Source organism: Bacteroides cellulolyticus, assembly GCF_025567135.1.
Classification (GTDB): Bacteria; Bacteroidota; Bacteroidia; order Bacteroidales; family Bacteroidaceae; genus Phocaeicola; species Phocaeicola cellulolyticus.
This window is the reverse complement of record NZ_JAOQJJ010000007.1, coordinates 59338-77714: the sequence shown is the minus strand read 5'-3', so window position 1 is coordinate 77714 and position 18377 is coordinate 59338. Positions and strand designations below refer to the sequence as shown.

Annotated in this window: 17 protein-coding genes and 1 pseudogene; 1 reads left to right on the top strand and 17 read right to left on the bottom strand. The window is 48.8% G+C overall.

Annotated elements, in window-relative coordinates:
• Positions 1-24: 24 nt before the first annotated feature.
• Positions 25-1074 (bottom strand): asparaginase, encoded by a 1050-nt coding sequence (locus OCV82_RS08675; protein WP_154044051.1) that lies wholly within the window; start codon positions 1072-1074, stop codon positions 25-27.
• A 372-nt stretch (positions 1075-1446) separates the two neighbouring features.
• Between OCV82_RS08675 and OCV82_RS08670 the strand changes: the two genes are divergently transcribed.
• Complete coding sequence (locus OCV82_RS08670) at positions 1447-1809, top strand: helix-turn-helix domain-containing protein (protein WP_154044113.1); 363 nt, start codon at positions 1447-1449, stop codon at positions 1807-1809.
• Positions 1810-1895: 86 nt separating this feature from the next.
• On the opposite strand, the gene OCV82_RS08665 is transcribed toward OCV82_RS08670, so the two are convergent.
• The 16 genes and pseudogenes from OCV82_RS08665 to folB form a co-directional block, all read right to left on the bottom strand.
• Positions 1896-3608, bottom strand: a complete 1713-nt coding sequence (locus OCV82_RS08665) for an autotransporter outer membrane beta-barrel domain-containing protein (protein ID WP_154044050.1) — start codon at positions 3606-3608, stop codon at positions 1896-1898.
• Between the two features lie 42 nt (positions 3609-3650).
• Entirely contained in the window at positions 3651-4556 is a 906-nt protein-coding gene (locus OCV82_RS08660) for a fimbrillin family protein (RefSeq protein ID WP_262543341.1), read from the bottom strand.
• Between the two features lie 132 nt (positions 4557-4688).
• Positions 4689-5594, bottom strand: a complete 906-nt coding sequence (locus OCV82_RS08655; RefSeq protein WP_154044048.1) for a fimbrillin family protein — start codon at positions 5592-5594, stop codon at positions 4689-4691.
• An 87-nt stretch (positions 5595-5681) separates the two neighbouring features.
• On the bottom strand, positions 5682-7346 hold the full coding sequence (locus OCV82_RS08650; protein ID WP_262543340.1) for a fimbrillin family protein: 1665 nt from the start codon (positions 7344-7346) through the stop codon (positions 5682-5684).
• A gap of 170 nt (positions 7347-7516) precedes the next feature.
• Complete coding sequence (locus tag OCV82_RS08645; protein ID WP_154044046.1) at positions 7517-8434, bottom strand: fimbrillin family protein; 918 nt, start codon at positions 8432-8434, stop codon at positions 7517-7519.
• A 26-nt stretch (positions 8435-8460) separates the two neighbouring features.
• Complete coding sequence (locus OCV82_RS08640) at positions 8461-9357, bottom strand: FimB/Mfa2 family fimbrial subunit (RefSeq protein WP_154044045.1); 897 nt, start codon at positions 9355-9357, stop codon at positions 8461-8463.
• Positions 9354-10139 (bottom strand): OmpA family protein, encoded by a 786-nt coding sequence (locus OCV82_RS08635; protein ID WP_262543310.1) that lies wholly within the window; start codon positions 10137-10139, stop codon positions 9354-9356. The genes OCV82_RS08640 and OCV82_RS08635 overlap by 4 nt, the downstream gene beginning before the upstream one ends.
• Positions 10140-10367: 228 nt before the next feature.
• Positions 10368-10595 (bottom strand): annotated as a pseudogene (locus OCV82_RS15190) (outer membrane beta-barrel protein); the annotation flags it as partial.
• 400 nt (positions 10596-10995) lie between these two features.
• The gene (trpA, locus tag OCV82_RS08630; RefSeq protein ID WP_154044043.1) at positions 10996-11775 is read right to left on the bottom strand and encodes a tryptophan synthase subunit alpha; all 780 of its coding nucleotides are present in this window, start codon (positions 11773-11775) and stop codon (positions 10996-10998) included.
• A 20-nt stretch (positions 11776-11795) separates the two neighbouring features.
• Entirely contained in the window at positions 11796-12401 is a 606-nt protein-coding gene (locus tag OCV82_RS08625; RefSeq protein WP_154044042.1) for a phosphoribosylanthranilate isomerase, read from the bottom strand.
• 137 nt (positions 12402-12538) lie between these two features.
• Positions 12539-13348, bottom strand: a complete 810-nt coding sequence (gene trpC, locus OCV82_RS08620; RefSeq protein ID WP_154044041.1) for an indole-3-glycerol phosphate synthase TrpC — start codon at positions 13346-13348, stop codon at positions 12539-12541.
• A gap of 13 nt (positions 13349-13361) precedes the next feature.
• A complete protein-coding gene (trpD, locus tag OCV82_RS08615; protein ID WP_154044040.1) occupies positions 13362-14357 on the bottom strand; it encodes an anthranilate phosphoribosyltransferase in 996 nt (331 codons plus the stop codon).
• A 76-nt stretch (positions 14358-14433) separates the two neighbouring features.
• Entirely contained in the window at positions 14434-15000 is a 567-nt protein-coding gene (locus tag OCV82_RS08610) for an anthranilate synthase component II (RefSeq protein ID WP_154044039.1), read from the bottom strand.
• Between the two features lie 20 nt (positions 15001-15020).
• Positions 15021-16427 (bottom strand): anthranilate synthase component I family protein, encoded by a 1407-nt coding sequence (locus tag OCV82_RS08605; protein WP_154044038.1) that lies wholly within the window; start codon positions 16425-16427, stop codon positions 15021-15023.
• Positions 16428-16486: 59 nt separating this feature from the next.
• Positions 16487-17671 (bottom strand): tryptophan synthase subunit beta, encoded by a 1185-nt coding sequence (trpB, locus tag OCV82_RS08600; protein WP_154044037.1) that lies wholly within the window; start codon positions 17669-17671, stop codon positions 16487-16489.
• Positions 17672-17942: 271 nt separating this feature from the next.
• The gene (gene folB / locus OCV82_RS08595) at positions 17943-18311 is read right to left on the bottom strand and encodes a dihydroneopterin aldolase (protein WP_154044036.1); all 369 of its coding nucleotides are present in this window, start codon (positions 18309-18311) and stop codon (positions 17943-17945) included.
• Positions 18312-18377: the final 66 nt, after the last annotated feature.

Here is an 18377-nt window from a genome sequence, read left to right as displayed (position 1 = left end):
TGTGAAATAAATATTACAATTGTGTTACAACACCGGTTTTGTGAATTCTCCGGCTATTGAGCGGCTCATTTCGTTTCTTACCTCACGCGGTGTCAGTCCGTGACCGAGCAGGAACATGAGTTTTGTCAAAACACTCTCTACAGTAGCGTCATAGCCGCTTATCACTCCTGCGTCAAGAAGATGGAGACCTGTTTCGTAACGTCCCATTTCCACCATTCCTGTCTGACATTGTGTTATATTAACTATTACAATTCCGTTACGTGTCGCTTCTGCCAGTAGTTTTATGAACCACTCTTTCTGTGGTGCGTTTCCCGAGCCGTATGTCTTCAGCACAACAGCTTTCAGGCCCGGAGTGTTGAGTACTGTGCGTACCAGTTTCTCCTGAATTCCAGGGAATATGGTCAATACCAGAACGTTGGTGTCGAACACATAGTGAGGGTGCATCGGCACTCCAGGCTGTACCTTCTTTATCTTGTCATACTCATATTTTATGTGTATTCCGGCAGTGGCAAGTGCCGGATAGTTGTATGAACGGAAGGCATTGAAATTTTCTGCGTTGATTTTTGTTGTGCGGTTACCCCTCAGCAGATGGTTCTCGAAAAAGATACATACTTCGGGTACCACGGCTGTTCCGTCCGGATGTTTTGCAGCTGCAATTTCTATTGATGTTATGAGGTTTTCCTTACCGTCGGTGCGCAGAACTCCGATAGGAAGCTGGCTTCCTGTTAGGATTACTGGTTTACTCAGATTTTCTAGCATGAAACTGAGTGCCGACGCTGTATATGCCATGGTGTCAGTTCCGTGAAGTATCACGAAGCCGTCGAAATTGTCATAATTGTAGTCGATTATTTTCACCATTTTAGCCCAAAGTGCAGGCTCCATATCCGATGAGTCGATAGGCGGGTTAAACTGATATGATGATATTCGGTAGTTAAATCTTTTCAGTTCAGGAACGTTTTCCTGCAGTTGGTCAAAATTGAATGCTTCCAGTGCCCCTGTCTCAGGGTTTTCTATCATACCTATGGTACCTCCTGTGTATATAAGCAGTACTGACGGGTAATCCGGTTTAATCATAATGCGGTTTTTGTATCTTAATTAATGGTGCAAAGGTAGGAATTTTATGCCTTATTTAAAAATGTTAATCAATTTAATTTGTGTATGGAATGTGTCTATTGTCAATTGAAAGTATTGTTGAGTGATGATTGTACTACTAATTCGCTTACTATTTGTCGGGATTATGCTCTAGCCTTTGTGTATTATGAAAGGTAAATCTGCTATATGTTTTACGGTTGATGATATTATAAAAAAACTAAAATATTTATCTGGTCTGTAAATATTGTAATGTTAAAGTGATAACGTTAATATTGGATTTGAAAATATCTTAGCGTAATAGTTTTGAATTTCAGAATAATTGATAACTTTACAAAAACGAATTTTATGGATAATATGAGTAATATTACTAAGGAACAATATGAATTTGCGTTAGAACGTATCGAGGAACTTCTTCCTCTGGTAGGTGATGATACTCCGGCCAATGATAATAAGGCTATAGAACTCACGATGATGTCTGATATAGTGATTGCTTACGAGAAAGAACATTTCCCTATTGATAAACCTACGGTATCGGAGCTAATAGAACTTTCGTTAGAAGAGAAAGGTATGACACAAAAACAACTTGCTACAAAGCTTGGGGTAAGTCCTTCAAGGGTAAGTGATTACATCTCAGGACGTTCGGAACCAACTTTGAGAATTGCCAGATTATTGTGCCAGATTCTTAATATCAAGCCATCTGCGATGTTAGGATTATAGTTCTCTATTATGCCTAAATAAACTTAACCGGCGTTTAAACAGTATTTAAATACCGTTTAAACGCCGGTTAAGCATTGTTTGATTTGTTACGGTCTTGCCACATTGACAGACATGACGCTTGCTTGCGAAGCATCATTCTGCCCCTTCACATACGCACGGAAAGGCTTCACCTTTACTTTGTCTCCATTGGCTATCGGATAGAAGTTGCCGTTCTTCAGGAAGTAGCCCGCGTTGGGTATAACCTCACTCATTGTACCTACCATGAAGCTGTCTGTCGCAGGGATGGTTACCAGTTCCACGCCTGCGGCACTTTCGGCGCTGAAGGTGATGCTGCCTGTACCGGGTGTTTGATAGAACAGCGGCTTGCCGGCTTCAAAATCGGTTTCTACGAGGGTAATCACGTTGCTTCCCAACTTCTCGACCTGATAGTAAGTAACCTGACCGTCAGCTACAGAAGTAGGAACGAACGGTAGACAGATGGTTCCATATTGGGAGTTATCTGACAGGGCACGGACATAAGTAACCTTTTTGCTTTTCAACTTGAGTTGGTAATCCTTATACTCATCCATACCCTTATCGTCCGTCAGCGTTATTTCGCCCAAAACAAGATTTCCCGAACCTTCCAATTCCTTTGCATTATCGAACGTACCTTCCAATACCAGTTCTCCGTTTACAACCAACTGGTTGGCATCGGCAGTCAAAGTCTTATCTTCCGGAATCGTCAGGGTGCTGCCCGCCGGGATGGTGAGGGTGTTCCCGCTTTCAATGGTGAGGTTATCGGTCAGGGTATAGGTGCCGCCCACGGCGCTGGTCTGGCCGCTCTGGCCGTAGATCAGCCAGCTGCCGTCGCCGGTGGGGGCCAGCGGATTTTCATTGAAAGACGAATCCCTAAATATCACACTGTTGGTCAGCAGGGTGGAGCCGTTCCCGACGGTCACAGACCCTGTGCTGCTCCAAATGTTAACAAGGTAGATGCCGACCGCCGTGTCCGTCCCCGATCCGCTCCGGGCGGTGAGGGAGCCGCTGCCGGATAGGGTCACGGAAGGGGAAACGGAAGGGGAAGAGGGGTTAACATAAAGGCCATAACTGTAATTGCCTGTGCCGCCGGTGACGGTCACGGTGGCACTGCCCACGGTGACAGACGAAGACGAAGGCATAGAGATGCCGTAACTGCTGCCACTGGTGTCACCGCCGGTGGCGGTCAGCGTCCCGTCCTGCGCCGTAACTGTGCCACCGTATACATAGAGACCTGTCGAAGTATAGTTTCCGCTAACGTCGCCGCCGATGGCGGTGACGCTGCCGCTTTGCTGGGTGAATGATCCAATGACAAAGACACCATAACTGCTGCCTGAGCTTGTCTCAGCGCCCTGCGCGGTCAGGCTGCCGCCGCCTTGGATGGTCAGGTTCCCAGACACACGGATGCTCTGGGATTCGTCGTTTGGATCCTGAACGCCCGTGACGGTGCTGGTGCCCTCCAGCACGATGGTCAGGTCGCCCTCTGCGTAGATGCCCGCTCCGACATGACCGATGATATTCGTGCCGTTGATGGTGGCGCCCTTCAGGGTCAGGGTGCCGTTGCCGTCGTAGTAGACATTGTAGTTGTCTGCGCTGGCCTCGGTCAGGGTGCCGCTTTCGTCGGTCGTCCAGTAGCCGCCGTTAAGTGCATTGGTGCCGCCCACGGTGAGGGTGGTGGGATTGCCCGCCCATGTCTGTCCGGCACCGAATATGCCGAGCAACGCTGTCAGCAGACAAAGGAGGCGCAGCCGGCTCTTATCGTATAGTTTGTTTCTTGTCTTCATTTTGTTATTCCGTTTATTTTATGGTCTGAATTTTATTGTTTGTCAATCGGCAAGGATATACTCGCCATCGTCAGGTGTCAGTCCGTCCGTCGAAGTCTGGATGCTGAATGAAAGGGCTGTGTCTGCCGTTCCGCTTTCCGTCCAGCCGTCGGTACCCCAGTCGCCAACCGTAACGCTGTTGATGGTGGCACCATTCTTACCTACGGTCACGTTGAAGGTATAGGCTTTGCCCGATTCCAAACCGGTAGTCAGTTGCTCGTTGGCTTTGACGATAAGCGGAGTGCCGCCCTGAATGTTCAGCTGGACAAACGTATTGTCAGCAGCATACTTTGCCGGCAGCAGGACGGCGGTGAAGCTGTGTTTGGCTTCTGCCGAAGTGTCCTCGCTGAATAGTCCGGTTACTGTCGTTCCATTGCCGGCAACGGTCAGTGTCTTTCCATCTACTGTAGTCGTTGCGGTAGGTACCGTGAATGTAGGAGCCTGGAATACAGGTTTCTGTGTGGCGTACTGGTTGCCGTAACCGCTTATCTTCACGGTAACCTTGGTCAGGTGGTGCTTGAATGTCAGGTTCAGCGCGTCGCTCTTACTTTGTGACGCTGCCGCCGTCATATAGTCCGCACGGCCTATGTAATTGGTTTCAGTTGGATTGCTGCTGCTCTGGTCGGCCGGGAGTTCAAACTGCGTGTAGGAGTCCGTTTTCCCTTCCACGACGGGATAATAGGCTTCAAAGGTGTTTTCGACATCGTCAGACCAGACTATGTAGTCGGTTCCTGCCGGACTCCATGCGCCATTGCTGTATTCGTAAACCGCCTTGTCCTTGCCTGTTATCGCTTCTGGCGAGGTGTTTGTTACCGAAATCTGGTCGTTCTCGTCCCATGCGTTGCCTGCTCCTGTCGTGTTCACACGGGTCTGCAGAGTCTCGATGCCTGCACGGATGTGTACGGCCATCGGGTCGTTGGCATAGTCGGAAGAGATGAAATCATCTTCACTTTGGCAGCCTGCCAACACCAGTGCGAGGGCGGCAGCCGGAATATATTTTGCTATTTTCATTCTTGTTATGTTTATGAACGTTGTTTACTTTTATTCTGTTACTAAGTCGCCGCCTTGCTGTTCCTCACCCCATGACTCGGCAGAAATGGTGCCCGTCGTCACTTTGTCGCGGCCTACGGTAAGATTCAGCGTGTACTGTTTGCCGCTGGCAAACGTAAGGTCTTTGTTGGATGTGAATGTATATACCTTTCCGTTGTTGTCGGTGATTTCCACCTTCAGGCTCTGAGCGAAGGTCTGCGGTACGAGGATGCACTCGTATTGCTCGTTTGGCGTTGCAGCATACAGGGTGATGGTCTGTCCGCTGTTGGTAGTGTTACCGGTTGTTCCGTCAGTCAGATTCACGGTAGCGGTCGTGGCGCAGTTGGAGAGCCTTACCGATGTGAAGGTCAGGTTCTGTCCGTCTTCAAGCTCAGAGCCTTTTTTCAGAGTCACGTTTAGCTTGGACAGCGCATGTTTGAATGTAATGTCGAGTGCCGTTCCGGGTGTGGCGGGTTGCTGTCCGGTACAAAGCAGGTCGGAAGCCTTGACGTTATCTTCGGTGCTCTGGTCGGTCTGTACCGCAAAGGCATAGTTTACAGCATCTCTCACTGTTCCTGTATAGGGCAGATAGGCGTAATAGGTTACTGTTGCATCATTGCTTTTCCACAGGAGTTGTCCGCCCTGAATCGTCCAGCCATTGTCATATTTCACTTCCCGGTTCGTGCAGTTGTAGCGTTCGTCGCTGTTCGTGCCTTCCGTTGTCAGATAAAGTCCGAAACTTCCTTCGGTCAATGCTCCCTGTTCATAACCGGCACGGGTGGCCATCGGGCTTACGTTCACATTCAGTCCGATAGGCGTGTCGGCATAGTCGGGCGTATTGAATACGTCGCTGTCGTTGGAGCAGGCTGCCAAAAGGGTGGCCAGCGCTGCTGTTGCCAAAATGTTTGCTTTTTTCATTTGAACTATTTTCTGTTAAGTTGTTAATTATTTATCTTTCAAAGATTCCTTTTTTCGGATGGAACCGGAATTCCGCCCGACGGTTTATTATTTTTCCTCCAATGTCGGCAGCGCTCCGTTGAGTACGTAGTGCCAACCTGAGCCTGCACTCTGCAAGGCGGTATTCATGGCGGCAACTGCCGTCTGCCAGGTAACGTCAGTGCCGTCCACCTTGGTGGTTTCGATGGTGGTGCTGCCCTGATTGTCGCCGATGCCTTGTCCCTGATTGTTTTCCCAGTAGCAAGCGGTGACTTTACCATAATTCCATCCTATCACACCGCCTATCATCCGAGACTGTTCACCTGTAACATTGCCCTTGGCGTGATAACAGGCTATAACGACCGTTTCTCTATTCGTTTGTCCAAGCACTCCGCCAGAACTGCTCCATCCTTTTATATTGGCTACGGAGTAGCAGGCCATGATAGTTCCACCTACAGATTGTCCGCCTATCCCACCTACATTCGGGCTGGTACCCGTTATTGTTCCCGACGATGAACAGCCTATGATACTACCATAATTATTTCCAACCACACCACCGAGGTAATGTCTATTGTTTGTTAAAGTGCCATCAACCGAACAATTTTCTATTGTGCCATAGTTTGTTCCTGCAACACCACCGACGAAATAGCCGTCACCGGTTATATTCACATTCTCCAGTTTCACATTCTTCACTGTTCCATTAGAACCAATACACCCAATCAACCCTACATTCTCTCTTGTTTGGTTTACGGTCAGCCCCGTGATGGTATAGGTGCCGCCGTCGAAGGTGCCGGTGTATGGTCGGCTTTCAGTTCCTATCGGCGTCCAGTCGATGTCCGAGAGGTCGATGTCATTGTCGAGGATGATGTTGATGTCGTTATCACCGCTGTTCACCACATCTGCCGCTACCTTCAGTCCTTCACCGCTGTAAATGGTGATGGTTTTGGTATTGGAATCGTATGAGTAGGCTTCGTTCGCTTCTGCGCCATCAATGGAAGTACCGTTTTCCCAGTCCGACACGTTGATGCCCGCATCGTCCAGTTCGATCCTGTCGCGTCCCAGCACAAGGTTCACCGTAGTGTATCTGCCCGGTTGCAGGTCGATGTCCGCAGAGTGGGTATAGGTATATACCTTGCCGTTCTCCAGCGTGACGTTGATGGTGCGGAACCCGCTCTGCCCGGGAATCATGATGCCGGCAAAGCTGGCGGATGTGCCCGTGAAGGGAATCACCACAAGGTTTTGACCGGTGGCCGGGGTTACCTCGACAGGATTCTCTAAATAATTCACGGTGGCTTCGGTGCATGCGGTTGCCGTTACCGAAGCCACTTCGGGTGCGGTTGTCCACTCGTTGCGGAACGAAAGGTTTACCACGAGCTTGGCCATTACATGCTCAAACTCCAGCTTCACGGCAGAACCGGTGGGCTTGGCCGTGGTCCTCGCCACCAGCAGGTCGCTCGCGGTCTGGTTATTGAAGTCCAGCGTATAGGGGTCGGCATCGTAATCGGTAGCTCCGTTGCGCTCGGGATAGATGCCGAGGAAATAGTGGTCGGACGTATTGTCGGCCCAAAGCATCTGCGGGTCGGCTGTCCATGTGCCGTCGCCGCCTAATGTATTGATGGAGTTGTCCACCACAAGCCGCTGCATGTCGTTGTCGGCTCCCAGCCAGGCATAGACACTGATCCGGTCATTCGTCTCGAAGGTGGTCGAGTTGCCGCTATGGGCCACACGGGTCATGGCTCCCACGGATGCCGTTACCCTTATCTGTCCAAGGTCTTGCGGTGGCAGTACATCGCTGTCGGTGCTGCACGCAGCCAACAGGATAGCGGTTGTTGCCAATAATAGATTCTTTATATTCATACGTTTGCTGTTTTAATCAGTTATAAATATATAGTCAGCACAGCGGTTTACGCACCCGGAAAAAATATGTTACCGCCATAGTCGCCTTCGAGCGGAGCCCAGTCGGTGATGGTGATGTCATTGTCTAAGGTGATTTCGTCGCGTCCCAATGTCAGGTTGACGGTGGTGTACTTGCCTGTTTCCAACGGGATGGAAACCCCTACGTTATAGACGTATGGCTCGTCAATGTCTTTTACCTTGATCTGTATTTCAATTAAATTGCTGTTAGGAATCATGATACCGGCATAGCTGCAAGCATAGTTGGGTGCCGGTGTTTCCAAAGCCGGGATGTCTATCGCCTTATTGTCGCCCTGTGGCGTAATCTCTCCGGAGAGGAGATTGACGCTTGCCTCCGCCTTTGCAATGGCTCTGACCGATTCCACGACCGGTGTTCCGGACCACTGGCTGCGGAAATTCAGGTTGATGACTAATTTCGACATCAGGTGGCTGAAGGTCAGCGCCACGGGCGTGTTAGTGGGCGTTATGCCCTTGTTCTCAGTGCCGGCATTCATGGCATAAAGAAGGTCGCTTGCCTCCTGGTCTTCAGGGGTCAGTACATAGTTCATGGCTTTCAGGTCGCTTACCTCCTGCACCGGATAAATGCCCAGAAAGTAATGCGCCGAACTGCTGTTTGCCCACAGCATTTGCGGGCTGGCCGTCCATGTGCCGTCGTCGCCTAAGGTGTTGACGGAATTGTCCACCACAAGCTGCTGTGCATCGTCGGCTGCACCCAACCAGGCATAGACGCTGATACGGTCGCCCGTCTCAAACACCGATTCGTCGCCGTCGGTTGTCACACGGGTCATCTGCCCGATGGAAGCATCCACCCGGATCTCTTTTGCCGGAGCATAGCCGGGTTCATGGTCGTTCGTGCATGCCGCCAGTACAAGGAGTGCGGCTGCAACGGATAACATGCTCTTCATCATAACTCTATCTTTATTTTATTTGTTAATTATATTCCGGGATTAAAGATGTCATCACTCGTAATCCAGCCTTCGCCCCAGGGGTTAATGTCGGTGGCGGTGATATACATGTAGGGCTGCATCCTGTCGTATTCCAATGCCAGCTCGTAGCGTTTTCCGGCAAGCATCAGGGGAGCTTCTGCCGTGTATTCATGACGGGAGCCGTCGGCAAAGGTCATGACCATGTAGAGCATCGTGCAGGTTTCGCCCTGTGCCGTCGGCATCAGGCGGGCATCGGTAGAGAGCGTCCCCCTGTCGGCAACGGCTTGCGGCAGGAGCGCATCTGTCTTTTCGGCGGAAGGTACGACGTAGCTGTTGTCATCGCCGCGCCGTGCCGGATAAAGGCAGGTGGCGGCATTGCGTACCGTGACGGCAAGCGACGCTCCTTCGGGCGCGCCGTCGATACGGACGGCAAGCTCTGCCAGCAACGGAGCGACACGGATGACGGAACGGAGATTGATTCTGGTGTCGGTCACGCTTGCCACGGCCACGCCGCCGACGGCGTGTGCGGGCGAAGCCGACGGGTCGGCAAGCGAAACGCGCAGCATGTCGGCTGTCCGTGTACCGTTCTCGTAATCATACCGGTACGGCTCTGTCAGGCCGCAGACGCCTACAAGCGTATAGTCGCCCTCCGGCAGGCTGAACAGGCCGGATGCCAGTTCTTGCGGAGAGGAAAACTCGTGCGCTTCCACTTCATGCCCCTCCGCATCGTATATCCACAGGTTTACCGGACTTGTGATGTCGGTCGGCTCGATGCCTTCAATCCATTCCATGCCGACGGCAAGTCCGTGCCTGTCATTTTCGTGTATATCCTTGTCGCAGGCCGTCCATAGCGGCAACAGCATGAGCAGGGATACATATAGGCAATGTCTGATTGTCTTTTTCATCGTCTGTCCTCCTTTCTTTCCTTGTCTGTCACTTCGGCACGGCGGGCTTTCTCCGCGTCCTTCTCGTTCACGTCGCTGCCACGCCCTACGGCTGTAATGCGTCCGGCTGCGATGCCGCGGCCTTCAAGCCACTGTTTAACCGCTTCGGCGCGTCGGATGGAATAGCGTTCGTTTACGCTCCGGCAGCCACGGGTGTCGCACCAGCCCGTCACGACTATGTGCATGTCGGGATGTTCTTTCAGTATGCCGAGTATCGTTTCAAGCTTGGATGTCTCGGACGGACGAAGCGAAGTGCTGTTGAAATCGAAATAGACAGTCGGGAATTCAAAATCGGTTTCGGTTGAATTGTCTGCTGCCGTGACAACAGTTTTCTGTGCCGTACTGTCCGTGACGGTCTGTTCCGGTATTTCCGCCGGGGCTGTTTCTACGGCATTGTCCCTCTCATCCTGCGGCTGACCGGTAGATGCCGGGTAAGCAATGCCGTGGTCTGCTTTCTTTCCGCTTTTCTTGCCGAACGCGAAACTGACACGTATGCCGCTTTCCCATATATAGTTGGCTTTGTGCCCGCTCTTGGGAAGTCCGTCCATGCCGTCGCCCGTAAGGTAAGTGACACCACTGTAAATGCCGACACCTATACCGCAGGCAAAACGGTATCCTGCCTGAATGTTTCCGCCTGCACCCAGATGCCATTCCGTATTTTCCTTGCATGCCTCTTTTCCGCCGTCAAGGGTGGACAGGGAGGCTTTCGTGCCAACGGCTGCCAGCAGGGGCGACACCTCCACGCTCCACCGGCTTTGACGGGTGGACGGGAAAAAACCAAGCACATCGGCATTGAGCTGCAAACCGTAGCGTTGCGTCGTCACACTGCTTTTCAGGCCGGCGTAGTCCCAGCCTTCCATTCCGAGTACCGGAGCATGATAACGGACACCGTCCGAACCAAGCCAGTAATTGCCGGAGATGCAGCAATCTCTCTGGCTCATGCTCATTTTCCCGAAAACAGCCAGAGCCTCCAAAGAAAGTACAGGATTGAAACGGTAGCCTCCATAAACTCCGCCGCTGAATCCCGCACGGGTCTTGTCGAAACCGAAACTGCTGAACTGGCTCACACCGAAGGGTACGCCACCTTGCAGACCCACATACCAGCCGGGAAATTTGGTATTTTCAGAAGCATCCTGGGCCATGAGCGGAGCTGCACAGAGCAGGATGCAGAGTAACAGGATATAGTTCCTTTTTTTCATGTTATGATAATTATTGTTTGATGTTGTTTAAGGACTTGTAGTGGATAAAAAGGGGGATATGAATACGGAAAAAGGGTGGAAACCCCTGTAAAAAGGAGTTCCCACCCTTGCATGTATGGATGATAATACGTATATTAACGCGCGAAGATTCGCCGGTCGCAATGTGTGTGTGTGTGTGTGTGTTTACGCAAATCTCACACATTTCCAAATTATCAGCACATTTTTTTGAAGGAAAATATATGCAGGATGCGGCAGACAACAGAACATTGTCTGAACAGATTACTATATTTCCAAAAATGGGCCGCAAACCGGAATACATTTTAATTCAATTTATTAACTGCCGCAAAGATAGCGTATTTTGACGATAAATAAAGTATAAATCAGGGAAATAAATATTTTTTTACTGTATTTCCAGATTCATTTTCAGCCGTTCTATCGCCCGCTCAGCGTTTCCGCTTTCTTCGTTGAGTAGGGTCACGAACCGGCTTCCGATGATGCACCCTGCGGCGTGTGCTGCCGCCGCCTCGTATGTACGGCGGTTTGAGATGCCGAAACCTATCATGCGCGGGTTGCGCAGGTTCATGCCTTCTATCCTCTTGAAGTATTCCTGTTTCCGGGCGTCAAAGTCCTTCTGTGCTCCGGTTACGGCTGCCGACGATACCATGTAGATGAATCCTTCGGTATTATCGTCGATGAGGCGTATTCTTTCTTCCGATGTTTCGGGGGTGATGAGCATTATCACTTTGATGCCGTACTTTTCGGCTATTGGCTTAACTGATTGCATGTACTCATCGAAAGGCAGGTCGGGGATGATTGCCCCGTCGATGCCTGTGCTGCTGCAACTCATGAAGAACTGTTCCATTCCGTACTGCATTATCGGATTGAGATAACCCATCAGGATGAGAGGTATGCTCACTGTGTTGCGGATACCTTCCAGTTGTGCGAACAGGCCGGTCAGTGTCATGCCGTTGCGTAACGCCTGACATGATGCGTCCTGAATCACAGGACCGTCGGCAAGAGGATCGCTGAAAGGTATTCCTATCTCAATCATATCCACTCCGTTTTTTTCGAGGGATGTTATCACTTCTGCTGTATTATTGGCCTTAGGTGCGCCTGCACAGAAATAAATTGAGAGGATGTCATGTTTTTTGTTGCTGAAGAGTTTGTTTATTCTGTCCATAGTTGTATCTGTTTTTATAGTTATCTTAATCGTTTTATGAATTCGTAGATTGCTTCGGTGTCTTTCATGCCCGGAGCCGTTTCGAAACCGCTGTTGATGTCTATTCCGGCGAAGAACGGATGGCGGAATGAAGAGATCTGCTCCAGGCTTTCAGGTCTTATTCCACCACTTAGCAGGAATGGTGTCTTGCCGTGATAACTCTGTGTGAGAGTCCAGTCGAATGTCTTGCCTGATCCTCCATAGGCAGCACATGGTGTGTCGAACAGATAGTATCGGCACAGTCCGTCATATGGGGCTGTTATGGTGTCGGCATTGTCAGTTTTTAGAGAGAAGGTTTTTATTATGTCTATGCCTTTGCTTCGTATGGCTCTGCATTGCTCGGGCGATTCATTTCCGTGTAGCTGAACGAGGTTGAGACTGAATTCCCTTACCTTATATAGTATATAGTCCGTTTCGCTGTTTACGAATACACCGACGCGGAGCGATGAAGATGGCATGTACTCCGGAACCGAATCTGCGAAACGCGGGGAGGAAGAATGGAAGATGAAACCTGTCATGTCCGGTTTCAGTTTGTCCAATGCTCTTATATTCTCGGCATATTTCATGCCACATACTTTGATAATCATTATTGTATTGTTAAATGATAGTGTATATTTAGTGTTACACGTTCGTGTCACTCTCGTCACACGTTCGTGTCACACAAGTCACACATTCGTGTTACGCTCGTCACACGTACGTGTAACGATGACTATATTGAAGTTTTTTATTGCTTCCGGACTGTTTCAAGTTTCTCGATAAGTGTTCTTAGCGCTCCGGCCGGTTCTGCGGTCTTCATGAATGATTCTCCCATGAGGAATCCGTTGTATCCGGCCTGTCGGAGTTTGATGATTGTTTCTGCTTCTGAGATGCCGCTTTCCGATATGTGCGGTATTCCTTTCGGAAGTTTTTCGGCAAGGCAAAATGAGTTTTCCACATCGGTATGGAAGCTGCCTAGATTTCGGTTGTTCACTCCTATAAGGTCGATACAGTCTGTCGCATATTCCAGTTCGTCTTCCGAATGTATTTCCAATAAAACTTCAAGTCCCAGTCTGTGTGCCATTTCTGCGAGGTGTCTGCATTCGTCCTTTTCAAGTGCGGCGGCTATCAGGAGTATGGCATCTGCCTGAATGGCTACGGACTGTAATATATGATATTCCGAGATGATGAAATCTTTTCTCAGGATAGGGGTGGATGGAGCTGAAAGGCGGGCTTTGAGTAGGTCGCCTTCGCTGCCTCCAAAGAAATCTGTGTCTGTCAGGACTGACAGTCCTGCGGCTCCGGCTTCGGCATATCCTCCGGTTATCAGCCGGATATCGGCTTCGCGGTTTATCCAGCCCTTTGATGGAGAACGTCTTTTGAATTCTGATATTATTCCGGTGGGTGATGACATTACCGAACGGCTGAGGCTTAAAGGCTCTCGTGTTTCACGCATGGCTATTATAGCTTCGAGCTGCTTCATGCTTACGGCTTCCATCTGCCGGCTGATTTCCTTGCGCTTGTTGGCTATTATCTGTGTGAGAATATCTTCTTTCATACTGGTGGGGTGATTATTGGTTTATCTCGATGAATTTCTTGAGTGTCTGCATGGCACGTCCGCTTTCTAGCGATTCGCGTGCCTTGGCTACACATTCCTCTATCGGCAGTTGAGGCTCTATGGCCTGGATGGCGAACGATGCGTTTATCAGTACGCATTCGGTCTGTGCCTTTGTGGCGCGGTTGTCCAGCACATTGTCGAATATCTTTGCCGCCTCGCGCGTGGTGTTTCCTCCGTACAGCTCTTCGCGGCGCGCTATGGTGAAACCTATGTCGGAAGGTTTACAGATGGTCTCGTAGCGGTTGGTCATAACCTTGAACTCGTCGGTGAGGGATATTTCGTCGTATCCGTCAAGGTTGTTTACTACGGCGAAACCTATTCCGAGGCGTTGCAGTGTGTTGGTGTATAGGCGCATCAGTGTAAGGTCGGCCACTCCGAGCAACTGGTATGCCGGGATGCATGGGTTGATGAGCGGACCGAGCAGGTTGAAGATGCTTCTCACTCCGAGTTCCTTTCTTACGGATGCCACGGTCTTCATCGCCGGATTGAAGAGGGGCGCGTGCATATATACCATTCCGCATTCTTCCATCGACTTTCTCAGACGGGAATTGTCGTTGGTGAATTTCACTCCGTGTTCCTCCATCACGTTGCTTGCTCCGCTCACGGAGGTACTGCCGTAGTTACCGTGTTTGGCTACCTTATATCCGGCTCCCGCCACTACGAAGCAGGCACATGTGGAGATATTGAATGTGTTCTTGCCGTCACCTCCCGTGCCTACAATGTCGATTGGTTTGTATTCGCTCAAATCGACATTGACACGTGTGCTGAGGAGTGCTTCGCGGAAACCTATCAGTTCTTCTACTGTTATTCCCCTCATCTGGAAGACCGTGAGGAGTGATGCTATCTGGGTGTTGTTGTATTTCTCTCCCGTTATGTTTTTCATGAGCGAACATGCTTCCTCGCGTGTAAGTTCCTCATGATTGAATAGTAGTTTAAGTATTTCTTTCATTGTAGCGTATTTTAATTAATAATTAAGAATGAATAATTAAGAATTAGTGGATGAATTAATTTTTAATTTTTAATTTTTAATTCATAGAAATCCAGTTCTCTATCATCTTCTTTCCATCGGGTGTGAGTACCGATTCCGGGTGGAACTGAATTCCTCGTACATCGTATTCTTTATGTCGGATTGCCATTATGTAGCCTTCCGCGCTTACGGCTGTCACTTCCAGACAGTCGGGGAGAGAATCGTTATCAACAACCCATGAGTGGTATCTTCCTACGGGGATTTCTTCTGGCAGACCATTGAAAATATAGTCATCGGCTGTGATGCGGATTTTACTCTGTATGCCGTGATAGACTTCTTTCAGGTTTATTAGTTTTCCTCCGAACACTTCGCCTATGGCCTGTTCGCCAAGACATACACCGAGGATAGGCTTGTGGCCGGAGTAGGTGCGTATCACGTCGAGAAGGAGTCCTGCCTCTTCGGGTATTCCCGGGCCGGGAGAGAGGAGTATCTTGTCGAACTCCTCAAGTTCTTCCATACTGAAACAGTCGTTTCTGAGTACTGTCACTTCTGCGCCAAGTTCCTTTACGAGGTGGCTGAGGTTGTATGTGAATGAGTCGTAATTGTCTATGATTACTATTTTCATATTTGATGTTATTTAGTGTTTTATAATTTCTCTGCCAGTTCGATGGCTTTTTTCAGTGCTCCGAGCTTGTTGTTTACTTCCTGCAGTTCGTTTTCTACATTACTTTTTGCCACTATTCCGCCTCCTGCCTGAAACCATAGCTCGTTGTTGCGGCTTACGAATGTGCGTATCGTTATCGCCTGATTAATGCTTTTACCGTCAAGGCTGATAAATCCTATGCATCCGCCGTAAACTCCGCGGTTGTGTGGTTCGTACTTGCTTATGAGTTGCATAGCCATTACTTTTGGTGCTCCGCTCAGTGTTCCTGCCGGGAAGGTGTCGATGAATGTACTTACAGCGTCGGCTCCGGTGTTTACTTTTCCGCTCACACGGCTCACGAGGTGTATCACGTGGCTGTAGTATTGAGGCTCCTTGTAGAAATCAACTTTCACATCGTGGCAGTTGCGGCTAAGGTCGTTTCTTGCCAGATCTACCAGCATGACGTGTTCGGCATTCTCCTTTGGGTCGGCAAGCAGGGCCTCTGCTGCTTTGCGGTCGGCTTCCTTACTTCCTGTCCTTTTGGTGGTTCCTGCAATCGGATCGATGCTTGCTATGCCATCTTCAATCTTGCAATGAGTTTCAGGTGACGAACCGAATATTCTGAATCCGCCGAAATCGAAATAGAACAGATATGGCGACGGGTTTATGCTCCGTAAGGCACGGTAAAGCTTGAAGTCATCGCCTTCGTATCTCTGTATAAACCGTCTTGACATGACTATCTGAAATACGTCGCCTCTCATGCAGTGGCTTATACCGCGGCGTATGTTCTCGCGGTGTTCGTCGTCTGTCAGTGTGCTGGTGGTTTCTCCTACAGCCCTGAACTCGTATGCTGTGAAGTTGCGGTTGTTTATGGCTTTTTCTATCTCGTCTATATGGCTCGCTTCACCGGGCGACTGCAGTTCGAGGAGTACCATCTCGCTTTTGAATCCGTGGAAAACGATGAGGTATTTATATAATATGTATAGAATTTCCGGTGCGTCGTTCTTCTCGTCGATACTGTCCTGAACGTCTATGTTTTCGAAATAGCGGACTGCATTGAAAGTAGTGTAGCCATACACTCCGCAGTATGATGAATATTCACCTTCTATACCGAAATGTCCGAGGAAGGCATTTATGGCATCTTCCACGCTTTTCTTATCATTTACAGATGTTTCTTCTGTAGTTCCGTCGGGGTAAGTGGCGATGGCTTTCCCATGGTTGATACTTATGCTTGCTATCGGGTTGAGGCCGATGAAGGACTTGTTGTTTTCAGTACCGTGATAGTCCGAACTCTCCATCAGTACACTCTGGGGGAAAAGGTCGCGTACTTTCAGATATGTGCTTACCGGGGTATGTAGATCGCCCAGTATTGATTTATGTATGGTGGTGTATTGGTATTTTGTATTCATCTTTGGATAATTAAAAATTAAAAATTAAGAATTAATAATTAACAATTAACAACTAACAACTAATAACCCTTATACTTCAAATAAGTCTCAATATCCTTGTCTCCTCTTCCCGACACTGTAAGTACAACAATATCTGTAGGCTTGAAGTTCATTTTCTCTAAAGCTCCCAAAGCATGTGCCGATTCAAGAGCCGGTATTATTCCTTCTAGAAGTGTAAGTTCGTAAGCAGCCTTGATTGCTTCATCATCGTTTATAGCCAATACTGTAGCGCGATGTTCTTTGGCAAGATTGGCGTGCATAGGACCTATTCCCGGATAGTCCAGACCGGCAGAGATGGAATAAGGTTCGAGAATCTGTCCGTTAGCATCCTGCATGACCAGAGTCTTGAAACCATGAATGATACCGATTTTACCCAGTTGGATTGTGGCAGCCGACATACCGCTGTTCAATCCCAGTCCGCCTGCTTCGGCAAGTACTATTTTCACTCTCTCATCGTCCAGATAATGGAATATCGTCCCTGCTGCATTGCTTCCTCCGCCTATGCAAGCCATCAGATAATCAGGATAATCGCGTCCTTCGTGTTCCATGAGCTGCTTCTTGATTTCTTCGCTGATGACGGACTGAAGTCTTGCCACCATATCAGGATAGGGGTGAGGGCCGACGGTTGAGCCTATCACGTAGTAGGTATCGGCAGGATGGCAGCACCAGTCGCGTATGGCTTCGTTTGTGGCATCTTTCAGAGTCATGTTGCCGGAAGTTACCGGGCAGACTGTAGCTCCAAGCATCTTCATCCGTTCCACGTTTACGTGCTGGCGTTCCACATCGGTTTTTCCCATATATACTACACATTCCATTCCCATCAGTGCGCATACAGTAGCTGTAGCCACACCATGCTGACCGGCTCCCGTTTCTGCTATGATTCTGGTTTTTCCCATACGTTTGGCAAGCAGTACCTGACCTATGGCATTATTGATTTTGTGGGCTCCCGTGTGGTTCAAATCTTCTCTTTTCAGATAAATCTTACATCCGTATTTTTCGGACAGGCGTTTGGCTAGATAGAGTGGGGAAGGGCGGCCCACATAGTCTTTCAACAACTGCGCGTATTCTTTCTTGAATCCTTCATCTTCAAGCACCTTTGAATACGCTTCCTGAAGTTCGCTTACACATCTGTGCAGTATTTCGGGGATGTATGCTCCACCGAATTCTCCGTAATAACCTTTTTCGTTTACTTGGTAAGATTTCATATCGTTATTGTTTTTTAAATTGTTTCTGAAAATGCAAAAAAGCAGAACGGGCTGCCGTAAAGTACGACAGCCCGCTCTGCTTTTTAAAATTACTTATATCTTTAAATTTGGTATATACACGCGACTGATGCCCTTACGACTTTTGGAGTTGTAAGTGGCGCCACCAGAAGAATGTATTTACCATTGAATTTGTCATAAATGTTATGTTGTTTATTGTTTCTGCGGCAAATGTATGTATTATTTTTTATAATCCAAACATTTGGCTGATTTTTTATTGAAAATATTTCACTTTGACTCCGACATTCTTGCAGTCGGCGCCCATTGGCGGGTTTTCCTTGAATATGGTTATCTCTATGCTTTTGATGGTCGGGAAATCAGTGAACAGACGTTTGGATATCCTGTAAGCCAGGTGTTCAAGGAGCTTTGCCGGTATATTCATTTCTTCCTTTACTGCCTGATGTATCTCCGCATAATTGATAGTACCTTCGAGATTGTCTGTAGCAGCAGCTTCGCTGAAATCTGTTTCTATGTCAAGACTGACTTTATACTCTGCACCAACGGTGTTTTCTTGTGGAAGTACGCCATGATAAGAGTAGAATTTCATCTCATTCAGGATGATGTTCATTGATTGGGCTTTCATATATGCTATGGTTTAAAAGAAAAGGCGAAGAATTCCGTTATTTTGTAGGTATTCTTCGCCTAGGTT